Annotated in this window: 12 protein-coding genes; 11 read left to right on the forward strand and 1 reads right to left on the reverse strand. The window is 37.7% G+C overall.

All coding sequences use genetic code 11. The features are described 5' to 3' along the window. The first annotated feature begins 54 nt into the window (after positions 1–54). The 3 genes from HT99x_RS03415 (at position 55) to HT99x_RS03425 (ending at position 5,873) form a co-directional block, all read left to right on the forward strand. A complete protein-coding gene (locus HT99x_RS03415) occupies positions 55–321 on the forward strand; it encodes a hypothetical protein (protein WP_075065667.1) in 267 nt (88 codons plus the stop codon). 289 nt (positions 322–610) lie between these two features. Further along, positions 611–5,422, forward strand: coding sequence for a tRNA nucleotidyltransferase/poly(A) polymerase family protein (locus tag HT99x_RS03420; RefSeq protein ID WP_075065666.1), 4,812 nt, complete (start codon positions 611–613; stop codon positions 5,420–5,422). 187 nt (positions 5,423–5,609) lie between these two features. Continuing rightward, positions 5,610–5,873, forward strand: coding sequence for a hypothetical protein (locus HT99x_RS03425; RefSeq protein ID WP_075065665.1), 264 nt, complete (start codon positions 5,610–5,612; stop codon positions 5,871–5,873). A 62-nt stretch (positions 5,874–5,935) separates the two neighbouring features. Here HT99x_RS03425 and HT99x_RS03430 read toward each other — a convergent pair whose 3' ends face one another. After that, positions 5,936–6,997 (reverse strand): patatin-like phospholipase family protein, encoded by a 1,062-nt coding sequence (locus HT99x_RS03430; RefSeq protein ID WP_075065830.1) that lies wholly within the window; start codon positions 6,995–6,997, stop codon positions 5,936–5,938. Between the two features lie 272 nt (positions 6,998–7,269). On the opposite strand from HT99x_RS03430, the gene HT99x_RS03435 reads away from it, so the two are divergent. The 8 genes from HT99x_RS03435 to HT99x_RS03470 all read left to right on the forward strand — a co-directional run bounded on the left by HT99x_RS03435 (position 7,270) and on the right by HT99x_RS03470 (position 18,090). After that, on the forward strand, positions 7,270–7,911 hold the full coding sequence (locus HT99x_RS03435; protein WP_075065663.1) for a hypothetical protein: 642 nt from the start codon (positions 7,270–7,272) through the stop codon (positions 7,909–7,911). Between the two features lie 89 nt (positions 7,912–8,000). Beyond that, positions 8,001–9,596 (forward strand): hypothetical protein, encoded by a 1,596-nt coding sequence (locus HT99x_RS03440; protein ID WP_075065662.1) that lies wholly within the window; start codon positions 8,001–8,003, stop codon positions 9,594–9,596. A 164-nt stretch (positions 9,597–9,760) separates the two neighbouring features. After that, positions 9,761–10,939 carry a glutamine-hydrolyzing carbamoyl-phosphate synthase small subunit gene (gene carA, locus HT99x_RS03445; RefSeq protein ID WP_075065661.1) on the forward strand — a complete coding sequence of 393 codons (1,179 nt, stop codon included), beginning with the start codon at positions 9,761–9,763 and terminating at the stop codon, positions 10,937–10,939. 3 nt (positions 10,940–10,942) lie between these two features. After that, the gene (gene carB / locus HT99x_RS03450; RefSeq protein WP_075065660.1) at positions 10,943–14,167 is read left to right on the forward strand and encodes a carbamoyl-phosphate synthase large subunit; all 3,225 of its coding nucleotides are present in this window, start codon (positions 10,943–10,945) and stop codon (positions 14,165–14,167) included. Beyond that, a complete protein-coding gene (gene greA, locus HT99x_RS03455; protein WP_075065659.1) occupies positions 14,164–14,643 on the forward strand; it encodes a transcription elongation factor GreA in 480 nt (159 codons plus the stop codon). The genes carB and greA overlap by 4 nt, the downstream gene beginning before the upstream one ends. Positions 14,644–14,824: 181 nt before the next feature. After that, the gene (locus tag HT99x_RS03460) at positions 14,825–15,751 is read left to right on the forward strand and encodes a leucine-rich repeat domain-containing protein (protein ID WP_075065658.1); all 927 of its coding nucleotides are present in this window, start codon (positions 14,825–14,827) and stop codon (positions 15,749–15,751) included. 34 nt (positions 15,752–15,785) lie between these two features. After that, the gene (locus HT99x_RS03465) at positions 15,786–16,850 is read left to right on the forward strand and encodes a leucine-rich repeat domain-containing protein (protein WP_075065657.1); all 1,065 of its coding nucleotides are present in this window, start codon (positions 15,786–15,788) and stop codon (positions 16,848–16,850) included. Between the two features lie 166 nt (positions 16,851–17,016). Next, entirely contained in the window at positions 17,017–18,090 is a 1,074-nt protein-coding gene (locus tag HT99x_RS03470) for a leucine-rich repeat domain-containing protein (RefSeq protein WP_075065656.1), read from the forward strand. Positions 18,091–18,110: the final 20 nt, after the last annotated feature.

An 18,110-nucleotide genomic window follows, 5' to 3' on the forward strand; every position in this document is an offset into this window, starting at 1 on the left:
ATAAAAAAATCATTATACAAGTCGAATATCAATAAATTTGAGTCTTATTTCAATATGCTTGAATCAGATGATCAACATGCGTTAAAAGAATTGTTTGTTGGACAATCATCGGCAGATCAAATGATTGCTTTTGCTTTTATCTGCGATACCGTGATATCGCAATTTCCCGATATTCAGATTGATAATGATGAATTCTACGGAAGTTCTCCGAACAGTTATTTGCCGAGTCTGGCAAATCATTCTTCTCCTTCAGCACAAACAGCCAGTGAAGAAGATGATTTCACCGATGGCGTGAGAAAAACGCAACTTAATCTCAAGTAAAAGCGAATATATCTAAGAAAAATTCTTAGATATCATATATAAAAAACATCTTAGACCCACTTTTCACATTTTTTTCTTTACGGCCCCATAGGTATCTGATATGGTTGCCGTCTAACTATATTGCTGCTAAATAAATCGCATCTTCATGTATGGGCGATATACCTTGAGTGTATTGCCAACCAGTAAATGGATCTTTAGAAAACTCGATTAATAAACAATAAAATCTTTGTATTTTTATTTGTGAAAGCATTTTTTGATATAAAAAAAACTGAAACTTTGGAGTAGCTGCATGCCTTCATCTAGAACTTCCTCTTCGTCATCCTCTTCATGGCCTGCTGACATTCCTCGAATAGAAGAGATTGCACAAATTCTGGCGAAACCATGTAACGAATTAAACATTGAAAATGAATACGCAGAAGAAGTGGCAGCCAAACTTGCCAGCTATTTTAAAAAAAAACCTAATTTCATCGAGGTTTTTTATAATCGATATGAGTTATATCTAAAATCTTTGCTTGATAGCATGAAAAGTATAGGAAACGATCACTTAAAAATACAAGATGAGATTGATTCGCAATTCATTTCTTTATTGAATGGGGTAAGCAAAGGCGCTATTACCGATAGCAATGAACCAAATAGTGTCTTAAGTGTTTTATCGCAACAGGATTCATTTTTGAGTTCTTTAATGAATCTGTCGATGCAATCGAATGCAGATACCTATAATAACTTAAATGCGTTGAATAATGCCGCAAAAGCGATAACAAGTGAAGCCTCAAAAAATTGTCTCGATAATTTAAATAAGCAGTTCAATATAGGATATTTTTTTCACTTTTACCTTATTAAAAAACACCAAGTGCTATTTAAGCATCAACAAAGAGTGATTATCAATCTTTGGACAACCATCTCTCAAATTGCAAGTCATACAAGGCCTGTTGTTGAGGATGCACCTTCTACCACATTAATGTGGTGCTCTTTTCTCTTGCCAATATTGGATGTCTGTCATGCTGAATTTGATGCATTGCTAAAAAAAGTCAAAGACAATCAAGTTGACGATCTTGAATTAGATTTTGTTCGTAATGTCAAATCTAATTTTCCTCAGTTAATTGCTTTGTATCCACAGATTTTAATTACCCTTGGGTATATCTATGCCAAGATGGGAAATGTAGAAAAAGCTAACCTTTATATAGAGATGTTTAATCAACAAATTGTCAGTATTAAAGAGCGCTTTGCAACAAATGGTGATAGGTTTTTAGAAGAAGACTTGAACAAGCTAGAAGATAATGATCTTGTAGAAGCGAAGGTGACATTGACAAGTACTTTAATATCTAGTGAACATTTGCGCGAATGTGAAATCAAAGTAAAAGAATTAGCCGTTTCATTTAAAATCACGCAACCAGCAACGTTCTTTAGTGATGAAGAAACAAGGATTGTGCCATTTGCGTCTTCTTCCTCTTCTTCATCTTCGTCGTCTTCTGCTTCGTCAGCTCCATCCTCTGGTACTCTATTAAATAAAATAGAAATGATGACGAAAAGTCTTAAAGCAATTTCTGCCTGTAATGCACTGTTAGTTAAACGAACAGATGAAAACACAACGGATGCGATTGAGCAAACATTTGCCTACTTACATGAACTAACATTGAACGAAAATCGTGATTTTGCGTCAGAAAATATTCAAGCTGCAATCATTATGTGCGAAGAATGGGCAAAATTATTTGCGGTTGATTATACTGAGGAGGCTAAACCCATCACAAATGAGTGGAATGAAATCATTAAAACGCTGATTCAGTGTAAAGATGCAGAAGAAGCCTATATGCCAGGTTATTATGAAGCATTATTAACTGAGATGGCTCAGCAAGACGTAATTGACGAGAATATGAATTTGGCATTATTACCAAGCTGCCCGGATGTTGTTCCGTCTAACTTTAACAATAAATTTCAACGATTTATGTACCAGCACGCTCGTTTTAAATTAGAAGAAAACGCTCAACATTTAACCAAGTGTAGAGAAAACATCAATATTTTTCATTTTGTGTTGTCTGTCATCTCGAACCCTAGCTTGCATCATTTTTATACCGGAAATTTTATTCACCAATTGTGGAAAAATATAGCGTTAGCGAATAGAGGCATTGCTACTTTGCTAAATGAAAATAAAGCGCAGCAAGGCGATGATTTACTAGAAATGGCACGCCAACATTACGTGCACATAAAAGAGTACTTTAAGATTTATCAGAAAATGTTAAATGCTGTGCGTGATCATAAAGCGTTAGCTGTCTCTCCTGCTTGTATTCGTGAAATTAGACCCAAATTATTTGATGCTATTTATCAATTAATGACAGCCTGTGCTGATTATGTTTTTTGTGAATTGCATCATGGCGATTTATCGAAAGCATCAGAAGCACTCCCATTTTGTTACGATGCTTTAAAATCATTGCTTAATGATTCAGTAACACTTTCAGCAGAAAATGAAGCAAAACTTGCTAATTATATTAGCGATCTTCAACAGTTAATTTGTTCTCTCTACACGCCGCAATTAGGTTCAGCGTTTGAAGCATTTGTACGACAAGCAAGTCAAAGCCATCTTCCTGATGATATTTCTTTACAGGCCGATCAGGCGGGCTTTTGGCAAGCATACGGTGCCTATATTACTCAGCCGCTAACGTTACAAGCGTTGGAAATACAAAATCCCCTTATGCATAATGTTATTCTTGAATCAAGAGCGACTGTTTACTATTACGTCTTGACGCATTTCGTAAAAGAAACGTCACCACATTATACCATGACCTTGGCAGCACTTTGGGAAGTATGCACCCAGCTTTATCGTAATGCAGAAAATTTATCGAAGAAAGTGACGCATCCAGAACATCGGGCAACAAAATTATTGAACCCAATTGAACGGTATAAATCTTATGTTAAAGATCTGATACCCAAAGTTGAAAAATTAAAAAATCAAAAATATGCCCCAGAGATTAAGGCATTCAAAGAAGCGTTCAAAGAGATTTTACCTTTTGATGAACGAGAACTGGATGCAATGTCATTCAGAGGAAAAAGAGGCCAAGCCAGAAAAGGGCAAACCCAAAAAGATCAACCCAAGGGAACTCAATCCAAGAGAGCTCAACCCCAAAAAGGCAAAATCAAGGAAGATCAAACCAGAAAAGCTCAATTTAACGCTCCATTCATTATGCCCAAAGGCTACGTTAGCCGCGCGCCAATGGATGAAATAAGCGCAATCGATGGAGAGTGGAAATCTCAAAAGAGTAGTGGTAGTACTCCTTCACAGGAGCTAGCCGCATCAACAGTGTCTAGCTCTAGTGTGAAAAAAGGTAAACGCTTAGAAAAGATCGCTAGTTTTAGTTGGCAGACCATGACATCATCATCAGTAGCTCAGGCTTCAAGTATCAAACCAAGCCAGCCTTCACAAAATGGCAGCCACGCTCGCAAAACACTGCAGGGTGAAAAGCAAGCATCAACATCGAGCTCAAGCCACTTAGCAGCAAGCAGTGGTTCTAAAGGGAATGAGAAAAAGGTAAAGCCAAAGAAGTGGAAGCCAGTATTACGAGCATCGTCTATGCGTACGCAATCTGCAGCTCCTGTTTTATCAGGTGATATTTATTTGGGCCTACAAGATCCGGGTAATATTTTTAGTAGGCAAGATAATGACGCAGCGGTAGAAGCACTTGCTAAGAAAATGGAGTCATTGAATCTAGAGAATTCACTGAAACGCATTTTAAATCTGCCTTTACAAGAAGTAGATTTAGAAGGTGCTTCTGAAGGTGCGACTTGTTGGAAGCCTATAAAAAAAGCGCGTGATGGTATTGCAAAAGAAAATCCTCAAGATTATTTAAAGACAGACGGTTGCACGGTTGTTAGTGCTGGTGCTTTCAATATTCCTTTAGATCTTTTGGCGATATGTTCTCAATTACATTCTGCTGGATTTAAAGCCTTCATCAATGGCTGTGCGCTGCATGCGACTATTTTGGGAGTTATGCCAAAAGACGTTGAAATTCTGACAAATTGCCCTCGAGAAATAGCGTATCAATTATTCAACTATAACGGAAAATTGAGCTCTGCGCGTAATGATCTTTATCTCTTATATTCTGGGATTGATATCGTCTGCAGTGATGCAAAAAGCCTTAAAGAAGAAGCGTTAACACGTACCTTTAAATGGGATGCTATTTTTTATTGTCCGAGAACGCGGCGGTTATATGATCCATTGAATGCCTATTCGTCACTTCATGACAGACATTTGAATCTGATAAAGGATGATATTCGAGTCAGCTTTATAGAAGATCCGATGCAAATTTTGACGGCGATACGTCGTTTTAATTCATTAAATATGATACTGACGCCTTTTGATGTAAAATTCATGAAGACGCTGTCTTCGGGTATTGCTAGTGCCCCTTGGGAAATTAGAGCAAATAACATCAAGGCATTATTTTTGAGAGACTATGAACAAGCAAAAGAAAATTATGATATTCTTATCAGTCATCAAATTATGCCATGTTTGTTTTCATCCAATCCAAGTGAGAGAGCTTATTATCATACGACAGCAAATTTTGATTATGGGGTAAATCGGTTTTGGTGTGATACATTGTCTCAGATTTATGCGGACGAGACCAAAGGTGGGACAACGACATTGTCTCGATTTGATCAAGTCATCGCTTTAATTCTGTTTCTTCGGTTACTTGGTTATTGTGCGCATCAACAAAGAAAGGAAGGGCAACCTCATTTTACAGATGAGTTAAGTCGTATCGAAGGATCCTTTGCTCATGTTGACTCAGCATTAGCCAACACAGAAGCTTTGATTATGAATATCTATCCTGAGCAAAAAAATCGGGAAGCCATCTTAAAAGCCGTTTCCAATCTTCATCGGACATTTAATGCGCCACCGCGTGGCGTATTAATAAATTATTCTAAATTAAAAGAAGCAGCTCGCTCTTTGGGACCGACTACCGGTTGTGATGAACAACAGATAGTCCTTGCAAGTAGCAGCAGTTGTTCTACAAGTAGTCATCATCAAACGGCGACGAGTAGCAGTAGTCATAGTAAAACGGTAATTAAACCGGTAATTAAACCGGCACCTCGTGGTCGTTCTGTTAGAAGATAAACCTAGAAGGTAGATAAAAAGGTTGATTTTAAAAATCAGCCTTTTATATATTAAGGAAATATGAGTGTTTTCAACGGAAATTTAAATTACTTTAGTAGTATGTTGAACCTATATTTCTTGAAGATGTTAAGAATGAATTGTAAAATACATCCTTTTAAATTTTGTATAAATAGAAGAGAGTGGTGATATGACACATGATGCGGATGAAAGCGCTCAGCAAGCAACATTGAATCAGGGTACAATGGCAGGCGAGGTTGCCAGTGGTGTTGCAGTCGGTGTAGGAACCGTTTTTATATCAGAAGCCTTTAAAGGCTTGAGATGGCTCTACAATTATGTTACTTCCTCTCCAAGCGAGGAAGAGCGCTTAAGAGCGTTGGCACAGGCTCAAGACATGGCAGAGTTAGATGGGCCAAACGTTGCTGCTGAGACGACTCCTCCGCGGCTTAAATAATAAAAGCATCGTTGCATAGAATGGATATCTATGCAACGACTCACTAAGCCCATAAAGAGTGATTAATCTGTCTTTGTGTGATGATTTTTGACTAGTTTTTCATTCAAATTGAGAGAAGATTGCTTGCCGATTTTATCATAATGCCGATTGAGCCATTCATCCGTTTTGGCCCTTCCGCGATTATAGAGTAAATACAGAAAATCCCAATCGCTGGAATATTTTGACGCTACTGAAAGATCATTTAACGCTTTGTCTGCACTAATAGAATGCAGCAAGATATATTTGAATCTATCTTTGAATTCGTCTTTTATCCATCCTTTATCAATCAAGTTATGAATAAAATCAATCGAGCGGAATTCTCGCAGTAATGCTGAATTAAAAGAAATCTCATTAATCCGATTAAATATTTCAGCAGGTGTCTCAGGTGGTGGAGGACGTTCTAGCGGATTAACATGGATAATAACAATATCATTACTCTCAACGTGATAGAAAAATGGGAAAAGAGAGGGATTTCCCGAATAGCCACCATCCCAATAATACTCTCCATCAATTTCGACTGCTTTAAATAAATTGGGCAAACACGCCGATGCTAAAGTTGCTTCAGGCGTAATTTCATTCGTTTTAAATATTTTGACTTGGCCGGTACGCACATTGGTCGCAGAAAGAAATAATTTGGTAAAAGGGCATTGCTGTAAGAGTGCAAAATCAACGTTAGCTAAAAGCACTTCTTTGAGTGGATTGTAATCATTGACATTCCATTGGTATGGCGAGAACCAATTGGTAAAGCTGTTAAAGGCATGATACAAAACAGATTGATCCATTTTCATACCAAACCAAAATTTTTCCCAGGGTAACTGCTTGCAGGGATTATTCAATGCACCTGATTTAGCAATATCTTGCCAAAAATGATACAGACTCTCTCTGGCTCCTTCTCTTCCTCCCACTAATAACCCATGGGCAAGAACAACTGCCATCATCGAGCCAGCACTGGTTCCACTGATCCCTTCAAAATGGATATTACCATCTTCTAAAAGACGATCAATAACTCCCCAAGCAAAAGCACCATGTGCCCCACCGCCTTGTATCGCTAAATTAATCCGTTTATATTTTTCAGGGTTTGCCATATATTGGCTGAAATAGCGATTATTTTTATGCTCGGTACCAGCCTTAGGCTTTTTAGAATTCGTTTGTTTATTTGACATGTCGATTGGGTTCTCAACAAAAGCGCTTTATAAGTTATCGGTTTTAAACACTGTATTGATGAGGCTTTTGCTTATTATTTCCTGTCAATATAACCAAGCTACCTTACAATTTGAAGCTACACGCATTAAAGTATTGCATTTGAAATGTGCTAAGGCTAAAAATAAAAAAATAAGCTCAAATATGTGAGGATGATATGCCCGTTTCAGCTGAGAAAGATGAACTTAATCGGTCAGTCGAGTTTGCTGACAAAGGTGTTAAAAATGGGGCCGAGTCTTGGCAGATCGAAGATTTTTTAAAGCAAAATCAAGATAAAATGAATTTGAGTAATGTGATTACTATTCCTAAAAAGGAAGTCAAAGCTTCCTATGGAGGCGAAAAAGAGGTTATTCAATTTGATTTACTTATTTTAAAAGATGGTACAACCATTCAAGCCAATGTCACAACAACTAAAGAGCCTGATGGTAGTAACAGTTCTGGTTTTTCTGTTGATATGTCTAAAATCACGGATCCTGACGAGGCTAAAGAAGTGCTTTCCAAATTATTGGATGTAACCTTAGAAACAAAACTACGTTTTCATCCAGCAGGCCAAGAATTAAGATTATATGCAACTGGCAATCCTAAATGGGACGCAATTACTCGCGAAGTGGAACAAGAAAAATGTGCTGAATTTGCGGCTAAATTTCAGGAAAAAGGCATTAAGTTATATATCAATAATAAATTAATGATTGGTGAACCTGATAATGACATGAAAAACTCCAGTCAAGAAGAACCCAGACGCGCTAAGCCTTGGGACGTGCCTCGTGGTGCACCTGATGCCAGACCTAAACGTGAGTAATCACTAATTATCTTGAAATTATATTTAAAACCAGGGAATCTTCCCAACTTCTATTTTGTCTAAAAAGTACAAAATAGAAGGGATCTGCCATGGCTAAAACTAAGAAACCACCAAAATTTAACTATAAAAAACTGGGCAAATATCCACGTCGCTATGATGTGCTTTCAGAAGATAGTGACAAGGAAGAAGATAAAGAAGTGATAGCGGATGTTTTAGAATGGATGAATGAGCCGGTGGCTGATGCCATTGATAATGGAAAAAAAAGAAAAGATGTGATGGAAATGGTTGATGCTGGGGTTGCATTATCACAACTCAATAAAGTGTCTGCCATCTCAACAATGCAGAATGCGACGTCTCATGGCCATGTTAGACGTGGTGTGAGTAAGCTGTTTTATGATCTTTATTATGGGGCAAGAGATTTACTTTCTAAACAGCGTGTCAAAACCACCTTAACGACCGTAGCGGGTATTGGTGCAGGTGTTGCGATTGGTGTGGTCTTAGGCACTATTGTGTTTCCTGGAATTGGCTCAGCCATTGGTGGAGCGATTGGTGGTGCGATTGTCGGAACGACAGCAGCATTAGGTGGGGGTATTGGGCTTGGGATTTTAGGAGGAGTTGCGGGTAGTTGGCTTGGTAAAAAAATCTCAAGTAAATTATTTAAAGAAGAAAAGCATTATGAACTGTCTAAAAAACTCACTTCAAAAATAAAGAAACGCTATGGTATTTCTGGAAAAACATTGTTAATGATGAATGATTATCTTTATAACCGTCAACACAATGTAAAAAGTCCTTTATGTCAACGCTATTATAGAATGTTACGCAAAAATGGTATTCAAAAAGGGGATAATGTCGCCATTGAAAAAATGGCACATTATTTTAACCATGAATTGAAGCTTTTGGCATTAGAACTTGATGCTGATCCAGATAATGAAGCGCTACAAGAAGATAAAAAAGCCGTTTTATATATCATGCGCCATCTTGTCAAAGCAGAAGGTATTCCTGCCAAAACAAGAGAAAAAATACAACAAACCTTAAATGAAATATCGAAGAAAAAAGAACTTCCCTCTGCAAGAATGGTGCAGGATGAGCCAGAACCTGAAAAAACAGTGAAGAGACTATCGGTTGTCCAAGAACCTCTTAAGAAAGAGCCAAGAGCGCAACTCAATAAACGCTTTGTTGATAATTTACGTAAAGCAAATCTTGGGATCAAAGAAGTAGAAGAAGAACACCATCGTCCTGAATCTATGAATCATAGTTACTATCAATATCATATTAAACGACATAACAAACCTGATTTGCCTGATATTTTATTCCGAGAAGTGAAAATTAGTCCTAATCATTATTCAGCAGAAGTGATGGTTGATAAAACACAATTAGATGAAGAAAATAAAGAAGCCGTATCTGCTGTATTAGTGGCACAAGCAAGGGCGCTTTATGAATCAACAGGTAATAAACATCTAAAAATTATTGCAGACAAGGATGATGATTTTGCTATTCGTTTAATGGCTGCAGCATTGGTTGCAGATATGATACCTGATTTAGATGAAAGGGAATATCCATTGGATACGCCTGAACAAAAAGCAAAACGAGAACAAATTATGGAGAAAGCTTATGCCATAGCTGGACTTGAGCCTCCTTATAAAGCAAAAACACGAGTAGGATTTAGGGTTGATTTTGAACCTTAATGTATCTGCACTGTTTTCATCACCCATCAATAAAAACCTGCCTCAGGTCCCATTTAGTTACCATTATAAATCATCTTCTCGATTAACTATTGATATTACGCGAAATTATCACTATAATTCCGCTATTTTGTGTCGATGAAACGGTAAATCCATTGGGAGGTGAAGTGCCACAGTTCGCGCTTCTTGCACTTGAAGATGGCTCATTATTTGAAGGAATCGCCTTTGGTTATCTAGGTCAATCAGAAGTATTTGCAGTGGGTGAAGTTGTCTTTAACACCGCAATGACTGGATACCAAGAAATTATTACCGATCCTTCTTATGCTGGTCAATTAATTACCCTAACCTATCCCCATATTGGCAACGTTGGTATTAACACCGATGATTGCGAATCCAATACTATTCACGCTAAAGGTCTTATTATTCGTCAACTGCCCTTATTGGCAAGTAATTGGCGACAACAAATGACCCTTGATGCTTTTATGAAAGAGCAAAAAATTGTTGGCATCACAGATATCGATACTCGTCGTTTAACACGCGTATTGCGTACACAAGGTGCGTTAAAGGGTTGTATTTATACGGCAGAAAAGATCACACAAGAAGGTATTACCTTAGCGATTGAAAAAGCGCGTGCCTTTTCTGGGCTAGCCGGCCTTGATTTAGCCATTGAGGTGACAACCAAAGCGCCTTATGTTTGGCAAGAAGGCGGTTTATGGGCATTACAACCTAAAGCACCAGAACAATCACAATTTCATGTGGTTGCCTATGATTTTGGGATTAAAAAAACCATTTTGCGTTGTTTAACCGATGCAGGATGTAAAGTGACGGTCGTGCCAGCAAAAACGCCTGCGCAAGAAGTGCTTGCATTACAGCCACACGGTGTTTTCCTATCCAATGGCCCAGGCGATCCACAAGCTTGTGATTATGCCATTACTGCCATTCAACACTTGTTGGAAAAGAATATTCCGATTTTTGGTATTTGCTTAGGACATCAATTACTGGCGCTGGCATTACAGGCTAAAACGCACAAAATGAAATTTGGCCATCATGGCGGCAATCATCCTGTGAAAGCATTAATGCTGAATCAAGTGATGATTACCAGCCAAAATCATGGATTTACGGTCGATGATAATGCGTTACCTGAATGCATTGAAGTGACGCATCGTTCTTTATTTGATGGCACCATTCAGGGCATCAAACATCGTTCGAAGCCAGCATTTGGATTTCAAGGACATCCAGAAGCGGGACCGGGTCCTAATGATGTAAGAGGATTATTTGCAGAATTTGTCACAATGATGCAAAACCATCACGCAATAGTCACAGCAAATGAATTAGAAACAGTGTGAGATATGCCAAAAAGAACAGACATTAAAAGCATTTTAGTCATCGGCGCCGGCCCTATTATCATTGGTCAGGGTTGTGAATTTGATTATTCCGGTGCGCAAGCCTGTAAAGCACTTCGTGATGATGGATATCGGGTCATTTTAGTGAATTCGAATCCTGCAACGATCATGACCGATCCACAAATGGCAGATGCCATATACATTGAACCCATTCGTTGGGAAATTGTGGCAAAGATTATTGAAAAAGAACGTCCTGATGCGTTGTTGCCGACTATGGGTGGGCAAACCGCATTAAATTGTGCGTTGGATTTAGTGCGTTTTGATGTACTGAAAAAATGGAATGTCGAATTAATTGGCGCGAGCCGTGATGCGATTGACAAAGCAGAAGATCGTGAACGGTTTCGTGAAGCAATGAAAGAAATTGGCTTGAAAATGCCAAAATCCGCTATTGCCCACTGTTTAGATAGCGCCAAAGCTGCCCAGGCACAGGTTGGCTTTCCTACCATTATCCGTCCTTCCTTCACCTTAGGAGGAAGTGGTGGTGGTATTGCTTACAACATGGAAGAGTTTGAAGAGATCTGTAAGCGTGGCTTAAGCTTATCGCCAACCAATGAATTATTGATTGAGCAATCGATTATTGGTTGGAAAGAATACGAAATGGAAGTGGTGCGAGATAAAAAAGACAATTGCATCATTGTGTGTTCCATTGAAAATATTGATCCCATGGGCGTTCACACAGGCGACTCGATTACCGTTGCGCCCGCGCAAACGCTCACCGATAAAGAATATCAACTTATGCGAGATGCATCCATTGCGGTATTGCGTAAGATTGGTGTTGAAACAGGTGGTTCAAACGTTCAATTTGCCGTTAATCCCGAGAATGGCGAATTGCATGTCATTGAAATGAATCCACGTGTTTCGCGCTCATCAGCGCTAGCATCCAAAGCAACGGGTTTTCCGATTGCAAAAATCGCAGCTAAATTAGCGGTTGGCTACACATTAGATGAATTAGCGAATGAAATGACCGGTAAATTAACACCGGCTTCATTTGAGCCTGCGATTGACTATGTTGTTACCAAGATCCCTCGCTTTAATTTTGAGAAATTCCCGCAAGCCGATACTTTATTGACAACCCAAATGAAATCGGTTGGCGAAGTGATGGCCATTGGTCGCACATTCCAAGAATCATTACAAAAAGCCATTCGTGGGTTAGAAATTGGTTTTTATGGTTTAGAGTCAATTTTTGATTTAACCAAAGCCGATGCTAAAGATGTAAGACAATATTTGCAGCGTCCTACTTGGCAGAGATTGTGGGCAATTGGCGATGCTTTTCGTTTAGGTTTAACGCTTGCACAAGTACAAGAACACACGCGGATCGACCCTTGGTTTTTAGCTCAAATTGAAGATTTAATCACCGCTGAAAATAAGCTTCGCAATACCAATTTTGGCGAATTAGATAAAAGAACCTTAAGACAATTAAAACGTCAAGGATTTTCAGACATTCGTTTAGCCACTTTGCTTGGCGTCAGTGAACAGACCTTACGTAAAAAACGTTGGGAGCTGGGCGTGCGACCTGTTTACAAGCGTGTTGATAGTTGTGCGGCAGAATTTGCAGTTTCTACGGCTTATCTTTATTCCACTTATGAAGAAGAATGTGAAGCAATCCCTACTGATAAACGCAAAATTATGGTGTTAGGTGGTGGTCCTAACCGTATTGGTCAAGGTATTGAGTTTGACTATTGTTGTGTGCATGCCTCACAAGCGATGCAGGAAGAAGGTTTTGAAACCATTATGGTCAATTGTAACCCTGAAACGGTTTCAACGGACTATGATACTTCCGATAGATTATATTTTGAACCACTGACCTTAGAAGATGTCTTAGAAATTGTTCAATTAGAAAAGCCATATGGCGTCATTGTCCAGTTTGGTGGTCAAACACCTTTGAAATTAGCGAAAGAATTAGAAGCCAATGGTGTGCCTATTATTGGCACTACGCCAGATGCGATTGATAGAGCGGAAGATAGAGGCCGTTTTCAGCAAATGGTTAACCGCTTAGGTATTTTACAGCCGCCCAATGGCATGGCTGCGACCTATGAAGAAGCGAGTAAAATTGCGAGTGACATTGGTTATCCATTAATCGTTCGTCCTTCCTATGTGTTAGGTGGGCGCGCGATGGAAATTGTTTATAACGATGATGAGTTGCGTGATTACATGCAGCGTGCAACCTATGTCACCAAAGAATCGCCTATTTTATTAGATCGCTTTTTAGATGATGCGACCGAGGTGGATGTAGATGCCATCAGCGATGGCGAACAAGTGCTTATCGGTGGCATTATGGAACACATTGAACAAGCCGGTGTCCATTCGGGCGATTCTGCTTGCTCATTACCCCCCTTTAGCTTAAGCGAAGCAATCCAAAATCAACTGCGAGATCAAATGCGAAAAATGGCACGTGAATTAGGTGTTGTTGGTTTGATTAATGCGCAATTTGCGATTAAAGATGAAAAGATCTATGTCTTAGAAGTGAATCCAAGAGCTGCTCGTACCGTGCCCTTTGTTTCAAAAGTGATAGGTCGTTCGCTCGCTAAAATTGCAGCACGTTGCATGGTGGGGATCTCATTAACCACGCAGCAGCAATTGAATGAATATCAAGCAGACTTTTTTGCAGTTAAGAAAAGTGTATTTCCATTTGAAAAGTTTCCAGGTGTTGATCCCATTCTTGGACCTGAAATGCGCTCAACTGGTGAAGTGATGGGAGTGGGTGACACTTTTGCGGAAGCTTATGCTAAAAGCGAATTGGCAACCGCTGCGCCCCAAATTACCGACTCTGGTGTGGCATTGATTAGCGTCAAAGATGCTGATAAACCCGGTGCAGTCGACATTGCTAAAAAGTTGCATGATCTGGGATTCAATTTGCTTGCTACGGTAGGAACCGCTAATGCGCTTAAGGCAGCTGGATTACCTTGTGAAGTTATTAGTAAGGTAAATGAAGGTAGGCCTCATATTGTAGATAGCATCAAAAATGATAAAATCGACTTCATTATAAATACCACGGAAGGTCGGCAAGCAACGGCCGATTCTAATGCAATCCGTCGTACTGCGGTTCAACGCAAAGTATGTTATTCAACAACCTTGTCTGGGGCGAAAGCTCAAGTGTTGGCGTTAGCGTATCAAAAGAATCATAGCATTGCGCCAATACAGGATTTACATTTAAGAGTGAAAGAAAGATGAACAAAATTCCGATGACTGTGGCTGGTGCGCAGAAATTACGTGAAGAATTAATCCGATTAAAAACGGTTGAGCGCCCAAGAATTATTGAAGCTATCAGTGAAGCTCGGGGTCATGGTGATTTGAAAGAAAATGCAGAATACCATGCAGCAAAAGAGCAACAATCCTTTTTAGAGGGGCGGATCTCTGAGGTAGAAAGCAAATTAGCCAATTCTCAAATCATTGATGTGACGAAATTGCCTAAAAATGGTCGTGTGGTATTTGGTACAACGGTTGATTTAATTAACGTTACAACCGATGAACAAGTTACCTATAGGATTGTTGGTGATGATGAAGCGGATCTGAAACAGGCTATGATCTCGGTTAACTCTCCTATCGCACGTGCCATGATTGGCAAGAGTGAAGGAGACATCGTTGTGGTACAAACACCAAACGGTGAAGTAGAGTATGAAGTCAGCAAGGTTCACTATCTAGCCTAACAAAATTATAACGCTGCTTTATTGAAAATGATTGAATACAGCAGCGTTTTCTCTCCTTAAATATCATCGATTGAAATTCCAATAAAAACATTCGAACTTAGCCAAATAAAACAACAATATTGTTTTGCCACTTATCTCAAGATGATACCATTCGATTTTACTTTTGAATGGAGTATCAACCATGCAACAAGGCCCTGCAGATAATATAAGCATTGTTTCAGATCCATTGATGGAAGATATTTTAACTCGTCTAAATGCAAAAAAGATGGACGATTATTTAAAAGAAACCATGTTGATTTTATCAGTATCACAATATTTTGAAATTCAACATTTTCAAGCAATCAAAGAAGAATTAAATGCTAAAATTGGGACTCAATATTCAGAACTGTTAGAGAAATTAAAGGAGATCGATTCTATTGCTTCTAATTCGAAGCAATTTTGGGAAAGAGATGCCTTGCTTGATGCAATTAACATAGCGCTTATTAAATCCTGTATTGATATCAATTGTTCAGTATTGATTGTTTCCAGACAAAATTTAACACGATTCCCATGGAGCATATTCGAAGAAGAAACGCTCAAAAATTATTGGACTAAACTGATCATGATAAATTGCAGTGACAATAATCTAAGCAATTTAACGTTTAGAAATTGTGATGCATTGCAAATATTGTTATGCAGCAATAATCAATTGAGTGTTTTAGATATTAATGACTGTCATGATCTTCGTCATATTGATTGTCAAAATAATTCCTTAAGAAACATCGATTTCACAGATTTAACCCGTCTTAAAATACTCATATGCTCTCATAATCAATTAAACATGTTGGTCCTTGAATCTTGTAAAGAACTGGTTGAACTCGTGTGCAATGGCAATTTGTTAGATTCTCTGAATGTGACATTTAATCCCATGTTGAAAGATCTTACTTATGATTATGCTAAAACATCATTAAAAGGAATGGCTCGTATTCCGCCTGCGATGATATTGAAAATGAAAGAGCATTTGTCAGTGACAGAGAAAGAAACTGTTAAATCTTCTAGAAAATGGCCTTTCTCTATTGATTCGTGTCGTCGTTTTAGTGAAAAAGAAAAACAAAGAAGAAAGCCTTAAAAGTAACTAAAACGTAGCATTACAAGGAGTTTAAATGCAACAAGGTCCTGGCGCAGCGATTCAATATGAACTATGGGGGTATATTTTATCCGAGCTTTCGATAAGGGATATGGCCAATTTTAGAGCAACATGTAAAGCAGCTCATCATCAAACTATCATAGATATTTTTTGGAATATAAAAAAATTTCCAAGCATAGCGCAAAAACAATATGAAGAAATTGAATTTTTCAGAAAACAAAGAGAGGGTTTGATTTCTGAATATGCCTCTAAAGCTTCAAAAGGTGTTAAAGAAGAAGTTTTCCATAATAGGAATGTACCATTTGCTAATTTGCTTTCTTCATTACCTGAAGATGGTCCTGCGACAACAGAAGCTGAATATGGCAGAAGAGAAAAGCTGCTTAATGACATCAATATATTAATTATTGAATCTTATATTGATTTATCATTGAATTGTTTAGGGATCCCAAAAAATAGAATAACTCGCGTTCCTAAAAAGTTGCTTGATACACCGGCATTGCAAGAATATTGGCAGAATCTTGATAGTATAAATTTATGCCAGAACCAGGTGCGTGACTTAGATCTAAGTCGTTGCACAGCATTGAAATACTTAGATTGTAGTCATAATCAATTAGAAAAATTAAATGTGAGTCGTTGCGAAAGATTAAAATTTCTTTTTTGCTATAATAATTTTCTCAGTTTCTTAGATATTTTTAACTTAAGATTACTCGCAAGTTTTAATTGTTCTAATAACTTGTTAGAAGAATTAGATGCAAGTCAGTGTAGAAATTTACTATTTCTTTCATGTGTTCATAATCATTTACGAACATTGAAACTTGATGCTCCTAATTTTTCATCATTAAAATGTATCGATAATGAAATTATATCCTTTGATTTTGGTAATTGTCCTGATTCGCTAACGATAGATGATGAAAAAATATTAGAAGCATTTAAAGCAAGTCAGTGTATAAAAAAATCTCAACATACAAGCGCAATGTTATCCTTTCAATATGAGAATACACCGTTAAAAGTTGAAAGAACGCCTTCTAAGGCAGAACTAAAAATAGGAAAAGCATGCAAAAATCTCCGATTAGGTGGCTAAGCATTTTTCAATGGTGGCTGAATTTAAGAGGCAGATATATCTGAAATATAATTTTTAAAATTAATAATTAGAACATTTCGACATTATTTTTATTTTTAAGTTCTAATAAAGTATTGTAAGTTGCCTGTCAAAAATGTATTCTTCAATTTTTTGCGAGAAATTCACAATGCAACAAGGTCCTTTAAATGAAAAAACGTCTATTGATGATGAACTCTGGGCAGAGGCTCTAGCTTATCTTCCTCCAAGAGACATGGTTAATTTTAGATTAGCAGGTCGAACTACGAATAGGTCAGGCATCATAAGAAGATATTGGCAAATTAAATCAGAAAAGCAAGATGAAGAGATTAAATTTCTTTTAAAATCAAAATCAAAATTGATTGACGAATATGAATATAATTCCACCAATCCTAGTTTAGTAAGCGGTCTTTTTGAAGAGCCTTTAAGAGATGGTGATACGGAACTTGCTGAATTATTCGAAGAATTATCTCAAATAGAGTCGGATTCAACAGAAACGGGCTATTTATTAAAAGAAAAACTTCTTGATGATATAAATATGTTAATTATTCAATCTTGTATCAAGCCGCTTCGAAATACTTTAGAAATTAATCCGCATTCTATTACACGTTTTCCAAGACAATTATTCGAGGTAATTGCTTTACAGGACTACTGGAAACGTCTTGAACGCCTCTATTTAAGCCATAACAAAGTACGTTCATTAGAACTTAATCAATGCGAGTCATTGCAATATTTAGAATGCGATAATAACAGATTGGAATTATTAAATATAAATCAGTGCACAAAATTGAGATATCTTAAGTGCCAATCTAATTCACTCCCTTCTCTAAATGTCGAAAATTGTCGAGCCCTTAGCCAAGTGAATTGTTCTAATAATAAATTAACAGCTTTAGCAATAAATGGTAAAAATCTTGCACATTTATATTGTGAGAATAATGAGCTAAGTTCCTTGGAGCTTGATTGCCCTCTTCTTTTTTCACTGCGTTGTGCTAATAACAATTTAGTTAAGCTTGATTTATCTAAATGTCCTTGTATACACAGCGTCTTGTGTGACAAAGATAAAATGAGGGAGTTTGTTTCTTCTGCTTCTATTGAAGAACTTGAAAAGTTCGAGGCTACCATAGTACCGTGGTTAATGAAAGAAAGGGATTCACATCAAGATATAGCTACAGTGCCATCAAAGAGCGGTCGGCAATACTTTTCTGTGATGAAACGCCATAAATAGAAACTGAAGTATTAGTTAAA

It is taken from the genome of Candidatus Berkiella aquae, from assembly GCF_001431295.2.
In the GTDB taxonomy this organism is placed as follows: domain Bacteria; phylum Pseudomonadota; class Gammaproteobacteria; order Berkiellales; family Berkiellaceae; genus Berkiella; species Berkiella aquae.